Below are 13528 nucleotides of genomic sequence, written 5' to 3'. Positions count from 1 at the left end.
TGAGTTACCAGCAACGCGGCGGAGCCGCGAAATGTCCCAGCGTCCGGGGAGCCTTATGTCCAGCGAATACGCAAAACAGCTCGGGGCCAAACTCCGTGCCATCCGCACCCAGCAGGGCCTCTCCCTCCATGGCGTGGAGGAGAAGTCCCAGGGCCGCTGGAAGGCCGTCGTGGTCGGTTCGTACGAGCGCGGCGACCGTGCCGTGACCGTACAGCGCCTCGCTGAGCTCGCGGACTTCTACGGGGTCCCGGTCCAGGAGCTCCTGCCCGGTACGACGCCCGGCGGTGCCGCCGAGCCGCCGCCGAAGCTCGTTCTGGACCTGGAGCGCCTCGCCCACGTCCCGCCGGAGAAGGCCGGTCCGCTGCAGCGCTACGCGGCGACGATCCAGAGCCAGCGCGGTGACTACAACGGCAAGGTGCTCTCGATCCGCCAGGACGACCTGCGCACACTGGCCGTGATCTACGACCAGTCGCCGTCCGTGCTCACGGAGCAGCTGATCAGCTGGGGAGTGCTGGACGCGGACGCGCGTCGCGCCGTGGCCCACGAAGAGGGCTGAGGGCCCCCTGAAGAAACGTGCCGCCGTGCCGGCGCGGTTCACCCCATCGGGTGCCCGCGCCGGCACGGCTTTTTCGTACGTGGCGGCCGCACGGTGCTTCGCGCGTGGCCGGCCGCAGCATGCCGAAGGGCCCACGGTCGAGCGACCGTGGGCCCTTCGTCGGCTGAACGCCGCCGGAGGCTACTGCTCCCGGCGGAGGTTCGGCTTGAGGTCCTTGAAGCGGGCCAGCAGCCCGTTCACGAAGGACGGGGAGTCATCGGTGGAGAACTCCTTGGCGAGCTGGACCGCCTCGTCGATCACCACCGCGTCCGGGGTGCCGTCCACCCAGATCAGCTCGTAGGCGCCGAGCCGCAGGATGTTCCGGTCGACGACCGGCATGCGGTCGATCTCCCAGTCCACCGCGTAGGTCACGATGAGGTCGTCGATCCGGTCCGCGTACTGCGCGTACCCCTCGATCAGCTCCATCGTGTACTCGGTGACCGGCGGCTGACGGGTGTCGGCCCGCGAGTGCCGCACCCAGTCCGCGAGGACCGTCTGCACGGACTCGCCGCGCTGGTCGGCCTCGAAGAGGATCTGGAAGGCACGCTTGCGGGCCTTGTTCCGGGCAGCCACGGTTAGCTGTTCACCCGGCCGAGGTAGTCGCTGGTGCGGGTGTCGACCTTGACCTTCTCACCGGTGGTGATGAAGAGCGGGACCTGGATCTGGTAACCGGTCTCCAGGGTGGCGGGCTTGGTGCCACCGGTGGAGCGGTCGCCCTGGACGCCCGGCTCGGTCTCCTGGATGACGAGCTCGACGGCGGCCGGGAGCTCGACGTAGAGCACCTCGCCCTCGTGCTGCGCCACCGAGGCGGTGAAGCCCTCGATCAGGAAGTTGGCGGCGTCGCCGACAGCCTTGCGGTCGACCATGAGCTGGTCGTAGGTGTCCATGTCCATGAAGACGAAGTACTCGCCGTCCATGTACGAGAACTGCATGTCGCGACGGTCGATGGTGGCCGTTTCGACCTTCACGCCGGCGTTGAACGTCTTGTCGACGACCTTGCCGGAGAGCACGTTCTTGAGCTTGGTGCGCACGAAGGCCGGGCCCTTGCCGGGCTTGACGTGCTGGAACTCGACGACGGACCAGAGCTGGCCTCCGTCGAGCTTGAGCACCAGGCCGTTCTTGAGGTCGTTCGTGGAAGCCACGGTTGCGGAATCTCCTGGACTGAAGCTGGTGGAACGACCGAGGATGCGCGCTAGAGCGCGAGCAGCTCCTTGGTCGTAATGGTGAGTAGCTCGGGTCCGCCGTCCGCCTCGGGGCGCACGACGAGCGTGTCATCGATCCGGACCCCGCCCCGGCCCGGGAGGTGGACCCCCGGTTCGACGGTGACCGGCACACAAGCGTCCAGTTTACCCATGGCCGCAGGTGCCAACTGCGGGTCCTCGTCGATTTCGAGTCCCACCCCGTGCCCGGTCCAGGGTGCCAGACCCCCGCCGTGCCCCGCGGAGTCCAGGAGATGCCGGGCCGCACGGTCCACGTCGCGGTAGGCCGCGCCCGGTACGAGGGCCTCGCGCCCGGCCCGCTGAGCGGCGAAAACCAGGTCGTAGAGCTCGATCTGCCAGTCGGCCGGCGTCGTCCCGATGACGAACGTACGGCCGATCTCGCAGCGGTAGCCGCGGTAGTTCGCGCCGAGGCAGACGGAGAGGAAATCTCCCTCCTCCACCCGCCGGTCCGAGGGGCGGTGGCGGCCCTGGCCCGAGTTCGGTCCGGTGGCCACGGAGGTGGCGAAGGCGGGGCCGTCGGCGCCGTGGTCCACCAGGCGGCGCTCCAGCTCCAGGGCGAGGTGCCGTTCGGTGCGGCCCACCAGGATGGATTCGAGGAGTTCGCCCAGGGCCTGGTCGGTGATCTCGGCGGCGATCCGCAGGCAGGCGATCTCCTCCTCGTCCTTGACCACCCGCAGCTGCTCGACGGTGGCACCGAGATCGGCCAGCCTCAGCCGCGGGGCCACCGAGCCCATGGCCCGGTGGCGGGCGACCGTCAGATGGTGCTCCTCGACGGCCAGCGACTCCGCGCCCGAGGAGCCGGCCAGATCGGCGGCCGCGACCGCCGGATCACCGTCGGAGGCCGGCAGCGGGGAGACCCTCAGCTGGTCGTCGGTGCGCCCGTCGGCGGGATCACCGCCCGGGTCCCGGGGAGAGATCAGGACGTCCCCGCCGGGTCCGAGCAGCAGCACGGCACCCGGGGGCGCTCCGCCCGCGAGATAGCGGACGTTGGCGGGGCGGGAGACCAGAGCGGCCGCGGATCCGACGGCGGCGCACCGGTCGCGAAGCAGCCCGCGGCGGACGGCGTACACCTCTGACATGCCACGAGCCTACGAGCGGTGGCGCGGGCCTGCGCGGTCAGCGCACCCGACCGGGGGGGGCGGCCGGGCGCCGGGAGCACCGCCCGGTGACGGTTCACCAGGTCGGCGGGCTGGCTATGGAGCGGGCGAGTATGTCGTCCAGGACGCGGGCGGTGGTCTCCACGTCGTACGTCGAGTTGTCGATGATCGGCAGCCCGGAGCCGTACCAGCCGGCCATCCTGCCGTGGATCCTGGCGACCTCCTCGTCCGAGAGGCGGCGGTTCCCGCTGCGGGCGGCGTTGCGCTCCAGCACGATCTCCAGGCCGGGCAGCAGCACGACGGGCAGGAGTCCGGGGCCGACATGGCGCTTCCAGCCGCCGAGTCCGACCACCGGCCGGTCGGGGAAGACCGCGTCGTCGAGGATGCAGGAGATGCCGTTGGCGAGGAAATTGCGGGCGGCGAAGCCGCAGGTGCGGCGGGCCAGGCGGTACTGGGCCTCGGAGTGGTCGTTCCACCCGGCCTGCGGGTCGGCGAAACCGGAGCAGACCCATTCGCGGACGTCGTCGAGGCTGACATGGGCGGTGGGCACCCGGCGGCGGCTGGCCCAGAGCTTGGCCACGGTGGTCTTGCCGGCGCCCGCGGGGCCGATCAGGAGGACCGCGAGGGTCGCGCTGCCGGTGCCGGGCTCGGCGGGCGGTGCGGGCAACGGGACCGGGCCGCCGGGCGGCAGCTGGACGTGTCCCGTGGTCTCCCTGAGGGGAGGGCCCGGGGCGTGGTGCGGGGCCGGCCCGCTCCAGCCGCCGGGCGCGGGCGGGGTGATGGGCGGCGGCCCCGGCGGACCGGGGTGGCCGGGGTGCTGGGCCTGGTGCGACCAGCCGACAGGTCCGCTTCCGGGTCCTTGGGGCGGCGGCAGCGGGGCCCCCACTGCGTGCTGCATCCGGTGCCACTCCGTCTCGTACAGGCAACTGGCGCTGATGGAACGGCAACCGTACCGTTCCCGGCCGCCGCTGGGACAACGGCCGGGAACGCGCAACGGTGCCCGGATGGCCGGGAAACCGGTCCGTCAGCCGGTCAGCTCGTCCGCGAGGGCGCGCAGGGCGAGGCGGTAGGAACCGATGCCGAATCCGGCCACTGTCCCCGTGGCCACCGGTGCGACCACGGAGTTGTGGCGGAATTCCTCACGTGCGTACGGGTTCGAGATGTGCACCTCGATCAGCGGGGCGGTGCGCTGGGCCGCCGCGTCCCGCATCCCGTACGAGTAGTGGGTGAAGGCGCCCGGGTTGAGAACGACCGGAATTGATCCGTCCGCGGCCTCGTGGAGCCAGCGGATCAGCTCCCCCTCGTCGTTGGTCTCGCGGACGTCGACGTCGAAGCCGAGCTCCTTGCCGAGGGTGCGGCAGGTCTCGACGAGTCCGGCGTACGAGGTGGCTCCGTAGACATCGGGCTCGCGGGAGCCGAGCCGGCCGAGGTTCGGTCCGTTGAGGACGAACACCCTGCGGGTCACGCCGACACCTCCCCGTAGGCGGCCAGCAGCACGGCCGGGTCGGGGCCCTCCAGGACGGTGGGCTTGCCGAGGCCGTCCAGGACGATGAAGCGCAGCAGGTCGCCGCGGGACTTCTTGTCGATCTTCATGTTCTCCAGCAGCTTGGGCCACTGGTCGCCGCGGTAGGTGAGCGGCAGTCCGACGGACTCCAGGACGGCGCGGTGCCGGTCGGCGGTGGCGTCGTCGAGCCGGCCGGCCAGCCGGCCCAGCTCGGCGGCGAAGACCATGCCGACCGAGACCGCCGCGCCGTGCCGCCACTTGTAGCGTTCGTTCTTCTCGATCGCGTGGGCCAGGGTGTGGCCGTAGTTGAGGATCTCGCGCAGTCCGGATTCCTTCAGGTCGCTGGAGACGGCCTCGGCCTTGACCCGGATGGCGCGTTCGATCAGCTCGGCGGTGTGCGGTCCGGTGGGCGTGCGGGCGCCCTCCGGGTCGGCCTCGATCAGGTCGAGGATCGCCGGGTCGGCGATGAAGCCGGCCTTGATGATCTCGGCCATGCCGCTGACGTAGTCGTTCACGGGCAGCGAGTCCAGCGCGGCGAGGTCGCAGAGCACCCCGGCCGGCGGGTGGAAGGCGCCGACGAGGTTCTTGCCCTCGGCGGTGTTGATGCCGGTCTTGCCGCCGACGGCCGCGTCGACCATGGCGAGCACGGTGGTGGGCACGGCGATCCAGCGCACCCCGCGCAGCCAGGTCGCCGCGACGAAGCCCGCCACGTCGGTGGTGGCGCCGCCGCCGACGCCGACGATCACGTCGGTGCGGGTGAAGCCGGTCTGTCCGAGCGCCTTCCAGCAGTACGCCGCGACCTCGACGGTCTTGGCCTCCTCGGCGTTCGGCAGCTGGATCGCGATCGCCTCGTAGCCCTGCTCGGCGAGGTCCTGGCGGACCGCCTCACCGGTCTCGGCGAGCGCCTCGGGGTGCAGCACCGCGACGCGCTTGGCACGGTCCCCGATGAGCGTGGGCAGGTCGCCCAGCAGCTGCCGGCCCACCAGCACCTCGTACGGGTCGGTGCCCGCGCTGCCTGCGATCGGGATACGGATGAGGCCCTGCTCGGTCATGGCTGTGTTCTCCCGGCCGGGCGTGACGGGGTCGTCCGTGCGCTCCGGCAGTTCCAGTGCGTCGAGGACCGCCTGGGCGACCTCTTCGGGGGTGCGCTCGTCGGTGGCGACGGTCACCCGGGCCACCTCGGTGTACAGGTGGCGGCGGGCATCCATCAGCTCGCGCCACTGCCGGCGCGGGTTGACCACGAGCAGCGGGCGGGCGGTGTTCAGGCCGACCCGCTTGACGGCCTCCTCCACCTCCATCGAGAGGTAGACGACGGGGCGGCCGGCAAGCAGCTCGCGGGTCGTCGCGTCGAGCACGGCGCCGCCGCCGAGGGAGAGGACGCCGGTGTGCTCGGCGACGGCGGTGTGCACCGCACGCCGCTCCAGCTCGCGGAAGTGCTCCTCGCCCTCGTCGTAGAAGATCTCCGGGATCGGCTTGCCGGCCGTGGCCACGACGTCCGCGTCGGTGTCCCGGTAGCCGGTGCCGAGCCGGCCGGCGAGCAGCTCACCGACCGTGGACTTGCCGACGCCCATCGGGCCGACGAGGACGATCAGCGGGCCGCTCATCGGATCTGGAGGTGGTCGAGGTACGACTGCACGTTGCGGTGGGTCTCGGCGACGCTGTCGCCGCCGAACTTCTCCGCGACGGCGTCGGCCAGGACCAGCGCGACCATCGCCTCGGCGACGATGCCCGCGGCCGGAACGGCACAGACATCGGAGCGCTGGTGGTGGGCCTTGGCGGGTTCACCGGTGACGACGTCGACGGTGGCGAGGGCGCGCGGCACGGTCGCGATGGGCTTCATCGCGGCCCGGACCCGGAGCAGTTCGCCGGTGGTCAGACCGCCCTCGGTGCCGCCGGAGCGGCCGGAGGCCCGCTTGATGCCGTCCTCGGTGACCAGGATCTCGTCGTGCGCCTTCGAGCCGGGGACCCGGGCCAGGTCGAAGCCGTCGCCGACCTCGACCCCCTTGATGGCCTGGATGCCCATCAGGGCGGCGGCGAGCCGGGCGTCGAGCCGGCGGTCCCAGTGGACGTGGGAGCCGAGCCCGACGGGCACCCCGTACGCCAGCACCTCGACGACGCCGCCGAGGGTGTCGCCGTCCTTGTGGGCCTGGTCGATCTCGGCGACCATCTCTTTGCTCGCGTCGGCGTCCAGGCAGCGCACCGGGTCGGCGTCGAGCTTCTCGACGTCGGCGGGCGTCGGGTAGACGCCGTAGGGCGCCTTGGCCGCGGCCAGCTCGACGACATGGCTGACGATCTCGATGCCGGCGGTCTCCTTGAGGTACGACCGGGCGACGGCGCCGAGCGCGACGCGGGCCGCGGTCTCCCGGGCGCTGGCGCGCTCCAGGATCGGCCGGGCCTCGTCGAAACCGTACTTCTGCATGCCCGCGAGGTCGGCGTGGCCGGGCCTCGGGCGGGTCAGCGGGGCGTTACGGGCCAGCTCGGACAGGACCGCGGGATCGACCGGGTCGGCCGACATGACCTGCTCCCACTTGGGCCACTCGGTGTTGCCCACCATCACGGCGACCGGGGAGCCCATGGTGAGGCCGTGGCGGACCCCGCCGAGGAAGGTGACCTCGTCCTTCTCGAACTTCATCCGCGCGCCGCGGCCATAACCGAGCCGCCGCCGGGCGAGTGCGTCCGCCACCATCTCCGTGGTGATCGGGACGCCGGCGGGAAGACCCTCCAGCGTCGCCACGAGTGCGGGGCCGTGCGACTCCCCCGCGGTCAGCCAGCGCAACCTGCTCAACGGTGCTCCTCATGCTCGCGCCTGGAACTGCGACGGCGCGACCGGGTGCGCGGCCCTGGCCCGCCACCCTCGATCCTCCCACGGCCGGGGACCGCGGCCCGCCGCCGGTCCAGCAGACGGACGGTCCGGAGGGCCGGATCCACGGTCAGCGGGCGGCCAGCGCCTGTTCGCCGGCCCGGCGCATGGCGGCCAGCGGCGCCGGGGAGCGGCCCGTCATCTGCTCGACCTGGAGGACGGCCTGGTGTACCAGGAGGTCCAGACCTCCGATGACTGGGCCGCCGTGGGCCGTCCAGGCGGACGCGAGTCCGGTGGGCCAGGGCTCGTACAGCACGTCGAAGAGCGTGCCGGGACGTTCCGGGACGGCGCCGATCAGTCCGTCGGTCGCCCCGGCGGGGGTCGTCGCGATGATCAGCGGGGAGCGCAGCGCCTGCTCGGCCTCCGCCCAGTCGGCGATCCGGACGTCCACGCCGAGGCGTTCGCCCCAGCCGCGCATCTCGTCACCGCGCTCGCGGCTGCGGACATAGGCCGTGACCGGTCCCGTGGAGATCCGCGAGAGCGCGGCGAGCGCGGACGAGGCGGTGGCCCCGGCGCCGAGGACGGCGGCGGACTCGGTCTTCTCCACCCCGCGTTCGCGCAGCGCGGCGATCATCCCGGGGATGTCGGTGTTGTCGCCGGCCAGTCGGCCGTCCTCGGTGAGGACGACCGTGTTGACGGCCTCCACCGAGGACGCGGTCTCGCTGACGGAGTCCAGCAGCGGAATGATCGCCCGCTTGAGCGGCATGGTCAGCGAGAGCCCTGCCCACGTGGAGTCGAGCCCCTGGACGAAGCCGGGCAGCGTGGCCTCGTCGACCTCGAACCGGTCGTACGTCCAGCCGTCGAGGCCGAGTTCGGCGTACGCGGCCCGGTGCAGCACCGGGGAGAGCGAGTGCGCGATGGGCGAACCGAGGGCGGCCGCCCGGTGGCGCCGGTCAGCCGAGGCCATGCTTTTCCTTGAACTTGTCGTTGAGCTTCTCGTGCTCGGCAGCGGTCTTGGTGAACTCGGTCTTCTTGCCGTCGAGCGAGATGAAGAACATCCACCCATTGTTGGTGGGGCTGAGCGTGGCCCGCAGGGCCTCGTCACCGGGATTGCTGATCGGACCCGGCGGAAGCCCCTCGTGGTAATAGGTGTTGTACGGGTCCGGGTTGGTCCGGATCTCCTTCGTGCTGATCTTGATCTTGCTCTGGTTGTTGAGGTAATTGAACGCGGAGTCGAACTCAAGCTTGCGGTTCGTCACCGTGTTGTCCGGCTTCAGGCGGTTGTAGACGACTTCGGCCATCTTCCGGAAGTCGTCGTGTGTGAGACCCTCCGCCTGGACCAGGCTGGCGACGGTGAGCACCTGCCACGGGCCGTCCAGCTTGTACTTCTTGGCGGTTCCTTCGAGGTCGAGCTTCTTGTACTCCTCGTTGGACCGCTCGACCATCTTCTTGAGGATCGTCTCCGGCTTGGTCTCCTTCGTCACCGGATACGCGGCCGGGTAGAGGAAGCCCTCCAGCGGGTCCTTGACGTCCTTGCCGTTGACCGCCCAGTCGGGCAGGCCGAGTTCGGACCTCTTGGCCGTGGCGATTCCCTTGGCCGTGCCCTTCTTGAGGCTCAGCTTCTTGTCGACCATCGCGTAGACGGCCGTGTTGCGGGAACCCTCGGGAATCACCAGGAGATTCTGGCTGTTGGGGTCGACCATCATCTTCACGGCCTCGGCCGCGGACATCTTCTCGTGGAGGAGATAGACCCCTGCCTGGATCGATTTGCCCTTGGGGCTCTCGCTCTGCGCGGAGACGAACGCGTCGACGCTCTTGACGACACCCTTCTTCTTCAGGATGTTGCCGATGTCGGAGCCGAAGGCACCCTTGGGGATCTCCACCTCGACCGAACCCGAGCCACTGCCCGCGTAGTCGGGCGCCGCGCCGAACTTGTCCTTCCAGTACGAGTAGCCGAAGTAGCCCACCCCGCCGAGGCCGCCGACCAGGACCAGCGAGACGACCAGACAGGCACAGCCGCTGCGGCTCTTCTTCTTGCCCTTGCCACGGCGCTCGTTCCCGCCGCGGCTGCCGCGGCGGGACTCACGCGGGTCGTCGTCGTAGTCGTCGTCCTTGCCGTCGCCGTTGTCATCGCGATCGCCGTTGTCGTCGGCGCCCGTGAAGAACGGGTGGGTCTCCTCCGGCTGAACCTTGGGGTCCCAGTCCGGAGTCTGCGCCGGGTCCTGCTGGGGAGCGGCCTCGCGACGGCCCGGGGGCTGCGGCGGCGGGTAGGCCTCCTGCGTGCCGTAGTAGTCCTGCGTCTCGCCGTAGCCGGTCTGTCCCCCGCCGTACGGGTCGGCAGCCGGCTGGGCGTCGTACGGCATCGCGGCGGGCTGCTGCCCGGTGCCCCAGCCGCCGTTGTCGTACTGCGGCTGCTGCGGCTGCTGGGGCTGCTGCGCGTACGGGTCCTGCTGGACTCCGTAGCCGGGCTGCTGCTGGTAGTGCTGCTGCTGGGCGTACGGATCCTGCGGCTGCTGCTGGGCGTACGGGTCCTGCGGCTGCTGGGTCTGCTGCGCGTACGGATCGTGCGGGTAGGGCTGCTGCTGGCCGCCGTACTGGTCCTGGCCGTGGGCGGGCTGCTGTCCTCCCCATCCCTGGTCCCCGTACAAGGGGTCCTCGGGATGCCACGGTTCGGAGCCGGGGCCCCGGCCATACTCAGTCATCGATCCCCTAGAGCCGCGAGACGACGTTCCGTCTCTTGCTGTGCGGTGTTTGTTCGAGGCACCGCCGCATCGCGCGGAACGTTACCGTATCGCGATCAGGCAACCACTTCGACGCCTTCGCCGGGGGCCCGGCCCGACGCCCGTTCGGACTCCAGAGCGTTCTGAAGGATCACCACAGCGGCAGCTTGGTCGATGACGGATCGGCCTTTCTTGGACTTCACGCCCGAAGCGCGCAGCCCTTGACTGGCCGTCACTGTGGTCATCCTCTCGTCCACCAGTCGCACCGGAATGGGTGCGACCGCACGGGCGACCTCCTGGGCGAAGACCCGGATCTTGGCGGCGGCGGGTCCCTCACCGCCGCCGAGGGACCGCGGCAGACCGATGATGATCTCGATCGGCTCGTACTCCTCGACGATCTGCCCGAGCCGCCGGTGGGCCGCCGGGACATCACGCCCCGGAACGGTCTCCACCGGCGTGGCGAGGATCCCGTCGGGGTCGCACGAGGCGACCCCGATCCGGGCGTCCCCGACATCGATCGCGAGCCGACGACCGCGGCGCATCTGCGTCATTCCCGTCGTCACGCCGTCTCGGTGACGAGGCGTTCGACGGCGGACACCGCGGCGCCGATGGCCTCGGGGTCCTGGCCGCCGCCCTGGGCGACGTCCGGCTTGCCGCCACCGCCGCCGCCGAGGGTCTTGGCGGCGGTACGGACCAGGTCACCGGCCTTGAGACCGCGCTCACGGGCGGCCTCGTTGGTGGCGATGACGGTGAGCGGGCGGCCGTTGGCCGTGGTGAACAGGGCCACGACGGCCGGCCGGCCGCCCTGGATGCGGCCCCGGACGTCGAGGACGAGCCTGCGCAGGTCGTCGGCGGTCGTGCCGTCGGGGACCTGGCCGGTGACCAGGGCGACGCCGCGTACGTCCTTGGCGGACTCGGCCAGTCCGGCGGCGGCCTGGAGGACCTTCTCCGCGCGGAACTTCTCGATCTCCTTCTCGGCGTCCTTCAGCTTGCCGAGCATTCCGGCGATCTTCTCCGGGAGCTCCTCGGGACGGCCCTTGACCAGTTCCTGGAGCTGGGCGACGACCGTGTGCTCCTTGGCTAGGAAGTTGTACGCGTCGACGCCGACGAGGGCCTCGATGCGCCGCACACCGGAACCGATGGACGACTCGCCGAGCAGCTTCACCAGACCCAGCTGGGCGGTGTTGTGGACGTGCGTACCGCCGCAGAGCTCCTTGGAGAAGTCGCCGATGGTGACGACCCGGACCCGCTCGCCGTACTTCTCGCCGAACTCGGCGATGGCGCCCTGCTTCTTGGCCTCGTCGATCGACATGACCTCGGCCTGGACGTCGAGTTCACGCGAGAGCACGTCGTTGATCTTCTGCTCGACGTCGGTCATGACCGAGCCGGGGACGGCGTTCGGCGAACCGAAGTCGAAGCGGAAGCGGCCGGGCTGGTTCTCCGAACCGGCCTGGGCGGCCGTCGGGCCGAGCGCGTCGCGCAGGGCCTGGTGCGTGAGGTGCGTGGCGGAGTGGGCACGGGCGATGGCGCGGCGGCGCTTGACGTCGATCGAGGCGAGGACCGGAGCGCCGACGGTGACCTCGCCGACCTGGACGACACCCTTGTGGACGTGGACGCCGGGGACCGGCTTCTGGACGTCGCGGACCTCGATGACGGCGCCGGTGTCGAGCCGGATCCGGCCCTGGTCGGCGATCTGGCCGCCGCCCTCGGCGTAGAACGGGGTGCGGTCGAGGACGACCTCGACCTCGTCGCCCTCGGACGCGGCCGGGGAGGACACACCGTCGACGAGGAGGCCGACGATGGTCGACTCGCCCTCGGTGGAGGTGTAGCCGGTGAAGTCGGTGGCGCCGGAGTTGTCGGCGACCTCGCGGTAGGCGGACAGGTCGGCGTGACCGGTCTTCTTGGCGCGGGCGTCCGCCTTGGCGCGGTCCCGCTGCTCCTTCATCAGGCGGCGGAAGCCCTCCTCGTCCACGGAGAGGCCCTGTTCGGCGGCCATCTCCAGGGTGAGGTCGATCGGGAAGCCCCAGGTGTCGTGGAGCAGGAACGCCTTGTCACCGGCGAGGACCTTGCCGCCGGCGGACTTGGTCTCGGTGACGGCGGTGTCGAGGATGTTGGTGCCGCCCTTGAGGGCCTTGAGGAAGGCGGCCTCCTCGGCCAGGGCGACGGTCTCGATGCGCTTGCGGTCGGTGATCAGCTCCGGGTACTGCTGCCCCATCGTCTCGATCACGACGTCGACCAGGTCCTTGACGACCGGTCCGGTGGCACCCAGCAGCCGCATGTTGCGGATGGCGCGGCGCATGATCCGGCGCAGCACGTAGCCGCGGCCCTCGTTGCCCGGCGTGACACCGTCGCCGATGAGCATCACCGAGGTGCGGATGTGGTCGGCGACCACGCGGAGCGAGACGTCCGAGCCGTGGTCGGCGCCGTAGCGGACGCCGGTCAGCTCGGTGGCCCTGTCCATGACGACGCGCAGGGTGTCGGTCTCGTACATGTTCTGTACGTCCTGCAGGATCATGGCGAGGCGTTCCAGGCCCAGACCCGTGTCGATGTTCTTCGACGGCAGGTCGCCGAGGATCGGGAAGTCCTCCTTGCCGTCCCCGGCGCCGCGCTCGTACTGCATGAAGACCAGGTTCCAGATCTCCACGTACCGCTCGTCGTTGACGGCCGGGCCGCCCTCGACGCCGAACTCGGGGCCGCGGTCGTAGTTGATCTCGGAGCAGGGGCCGCAGGGTCCGGGGACGCCCATGGACCAGAAGTTGTCCTTCTTGCCCAGCCGCTGGATGCGCTCGGCCGGCACACCGATCTTGTCGCGCCAGATGGCCTCGGCCTCGTCGTCGTCGAGGTAGACCGTGATCCACAGCCGCTCGGGGTCGAGACCGAAGCCGCCGTCCGCCACGGAGCTCGTCAGAGCCTCCCAGGCGTAACCGATGGCGCCTTCCTTGAAGTAGTCGCCGAAGGAGAAGTTGCCGCACATCTGGAAGAACGTGCCGTGCCGGGTGGTCTTGCCGACCTCTTCGATGTCCGGCGTACGGACGCACTTCTGCACGCTGGTGACGCGCGGGGCGGGCGGCTTGACCTCGCCGAGGAAGTACGGCTTGAAGGGCACCATGCCCGCGGGGACCAGCAGCAGAGTCGGGTCGTCCGCGATGAGCGACGCCGAAGGGACGACGGTGTGACCGCGCTCCTCGAAGAAGCTCAGCCAGCGGCGACGAATTTCAGCCGACTCCATCAGTGGTCCTCATTCCGGTTGTACGACTTGTAGGGGAGCTTGCGGTATTCGGTGGTCCCGAGGGACCTTTCGGGTCCGACGGGCTCGGACGCCTCGACGACGTAGTGCCGCCGCACCGGGAGGTCCGGGTCGACCGGCGCCTGAAGGCCCAGCGCCTCGCCCAGTTCGGCCTCGCGCCGCGCCATGGACTCGCGGACGTCCAGTGCGAAGTCCTTGAGCTTGTGCCCCGTCTCGATCGCGCGGTCCGCGGCCTGCGCCGCGAGGCTCTCGGGGGTGAGCTGCTTGAGCTTCCGGTTGACCTTGGCGGTGGCCCAGACACCGGCGGCGGCGCCGGCGGTGAACCAGAACGTACGGCGGAACATG

13 protein-coding genes are annotated in these 13528 nt (G+C 70.7%); 1 reads left to right on the top strand and 12 read right to left on the bottom strand.

Going from position 1 to position 13528, the window contains the following annotated elements; genetic code table 11:
- Positions 1 to 55: 55 nt before the first annotated feature.
- The gene (gene bldD / locus EES42_RS15730; RefSeq protein ID WP_014044812.1) at positions 56 to 556 is read left to right on the top strand and encodes a transcriptional regulator BldD; all 501 of its coding nucleotides are present in this window, start codon (positions 56 to 58) and stop codon (positions 554 to 556) included.
- Between the two features lie 180 nt (positions 557 to 736).
- On the opposite strand, the gene nusB is transcribed toward bldD, so the two are convergent.
- The 12 genes from nusB to EES42_RS15670 form a co-directional block, all read right to left on the bottom strand.
- The gene (nusB, locus tag EES42_RS15725) at positions 737 to 1168 is read right to left on the bottom strand and encodes a transcription antitermination factor NusB (protein ID WP_124718852.1); all 432 of its coding nucleotides are present in this window, start codon (positions 1166 to 1168) and stop codon (positions 737 to 739) included.
- A 2-nt stretch (positions 1169 to 1170) separates the two neighbouring features.
- Entirely contained in the window at positions 1171 to 1737 is a 567-nt protein-coding gene (gene efp / locus EES42_RS15720) for an elongation factor P (RefSeq protein WP_093541039.1), read from the bottom strand.
- A 50-nt stretch (positions 1738 to 1787) separates the two neighbouring features.
- A complete protein-coding gene (locus EES42_RS15715) occupies positions 1788 to 2894 on the bottom strand; it encodes an aminopeptidase P family protein (protein ID WP_124718851.1) in 1107 nt (368 codons plus the stop codon).
- 94 nt (positions 2895 to 2988) lie between these two features.
- On the bottom strand, positions 2989 to 3810 hold the full coding sequence (locus EES42_RS15710; protein WP_124718850.1) for a Pro-rich N-terminal domain-containing protein: 822 nt from the start codon (positions 3808 to 3810) through the stop codon (positions 2989 to 2991).
- Between the two features lie 126 nt (positions 3811 to 3936).
- Positions 3937 to 4377, bottom strand: a complete 441-nt coding sequence (gene aroQ / locus EES42_RS15705) for a type II 3-dehydroquinate dehydratase (protein WP_124718849.1) — start codon at positions 4375 to 4377, stop codon at positions 3937 to 3939.
- Positions 4374 to 6020 (bottom strand): 3-dehydroquinate synthase, encoded by a 1647-nt coding sequence (gene aroB / locus EES42_RS15700; RefSeq protein ID WP_124718848.1) that lies wholly within the window; start codon positions 6018 to 6020, stop codon positions 4374 to 4376. The genes aroQ and aroB overlap by 4 nt, the downstream gene beginning before the upstream one ends.
- The gene (gene aroC, locus EES42_RS15695) at positions 6017 to 7201 is read right to left on the bottom strand and encodes a chorismate synthase (RefSeq protein WP_124718847.1); all 1185 of its coding nucleotides are present in this window, start codon (positions 7199 to 7201) and stop codon (positions 6017 to 6019) included. Before aroC ends, aroB begins: the two co-directional genes overlap by 4 nt.
- A gap of 145 nt (positions 7202 to 7346) precedes the next feature.
- Positions 7347 to 8183, bottom strand: a complete 837-nt coding sequence (locus EES42_RS15690) for a shikimate dehydrogenase (protein WP_124718846.1) — start codon at positions 8181 to 8183, stop codon at positions 7347 to 7349.
- Positions 8170 to 9918, bottom strand: coding sequence for an endolytic transglycosylase MltG (gene mltG, locus EES42_RS15685; protein ID WP_124718845.1), 1749 nt, complete (start codon positions 9916 to 9918; stop codon positions 8170 to 8172). Before mltG ends, EES42_RS15690 begins: the two co-directional genes overlap by 14 nt.
- 95 nt (positions 9919 to 10013) lie before the next feature.
- Positions 10014 to 10499 (bottom strand): Holliday junction resolvase RuvX, encoded by a 486-nt coding sequence (ruvX, locus tag EES42_RS15680; protein ID WP_124718844.1) that lies wholly within the window; start codon positions 10497 to 10499, stop codon positions 10014 to 10016.
- Positions 10496 to 13165 (bottom strand): alanine--tRNA ligase, encoded by a 2670-nt coding sequence (gene alaS, locus EES42_RS15675; RefSeq protein WP_124718843.1) that lies wholly within the window; start codon positions 13163 to 13165, stop codon positions 10496 to 10498. Before alaS ends, ruvX begins: the two co-directional genes overlap by 4 nt.
- Entirely contained in the window at positions 13165 to 13527 is a 363-nt protein-coding gene (locus tag EES42_RS15670; RefSeq protein WP_124718842.1) for a DUF6167 family protein, read from the bottom strand. The genes alaS and EES42_RS15670 overlap by 1 nt, the downstream gene beginning before the upstream one ends.
- Position 13528: the final 1 nt, after the last annotated feature.

The organism is Streptomyces sp. ADI95-17 (genome assembly GCF_003846175.1).
Classification (GTDB): domain Bacteria; phylum Actinomycetota; class Actinomycetes; order Streptomycetales; family Streptomycetaceae; genus Streptomyces; species Streptomyces sanglieri.
This window is presented reverse-complemented; position numbering and strand designations above follow the sequence as displayed.

Excerpts from the sequence above, each read along its gene's own strand:
- EES42_RS15670 (WP_124718842.1), bottom strand. The coding sequence starts at position 13,527 with ATGTTCCGCCGTACGTTCTGGTTCACCGCCGGCGCCGCCGCCGGTGTC.
- aroB (WP_124718848.1), bottom strand. The coding sequence starts at position 6,020 with ATGAGCGGCCCGCTGATCGTCCTCGTCGGCCCGATGGGCGTCGGCAAG.
- EES42_RS15710 (WP_124718850.1), bottom strand. The coding sequence starts at position 3,810 with ATGCAGCACGCAGTGGGGGCCCCGCTGCCGCCGCCCCAAGGACCCGGA.
- mltG (WP_124718845.1), bottom strand. The coding sequence starts at position 9,918 with ATGACTGAGTATGGCCGGGGCCCCGGCTCCGAACCGTGGCATCCCGAG.
- EES42_RS15690 (WP_124718846.1), bottom strand. The coding sequence starts at position 8,183 with ATGGCCTCGGCTGACCGGCGCCACCGGGCGGCCGCCCTCGGTTCGCCC.
- EES42_RS15715 (WP_124718851.1), bottom strand. The coding sequence starts at position 2,894 with ATGTCAGAGGTGTACGCCGTCCGCCGCGGGCTGCTTCGCGACCGGTGC.
- alaS (WP_124718843.1), bottom strand. The coding sequence starts at position 13,165 with ATGGAGTCGGCTGAAATTCGTCGCCGCTGGCTGAGCTTCTTCGAGGAG.
- bldD (WP_014044812.1), top strand. The coding sequence starts at position 56 with ATGTCCAGCGAATACGCAAAACAGCTCGGGGCCAAACTCCGTGCCATC.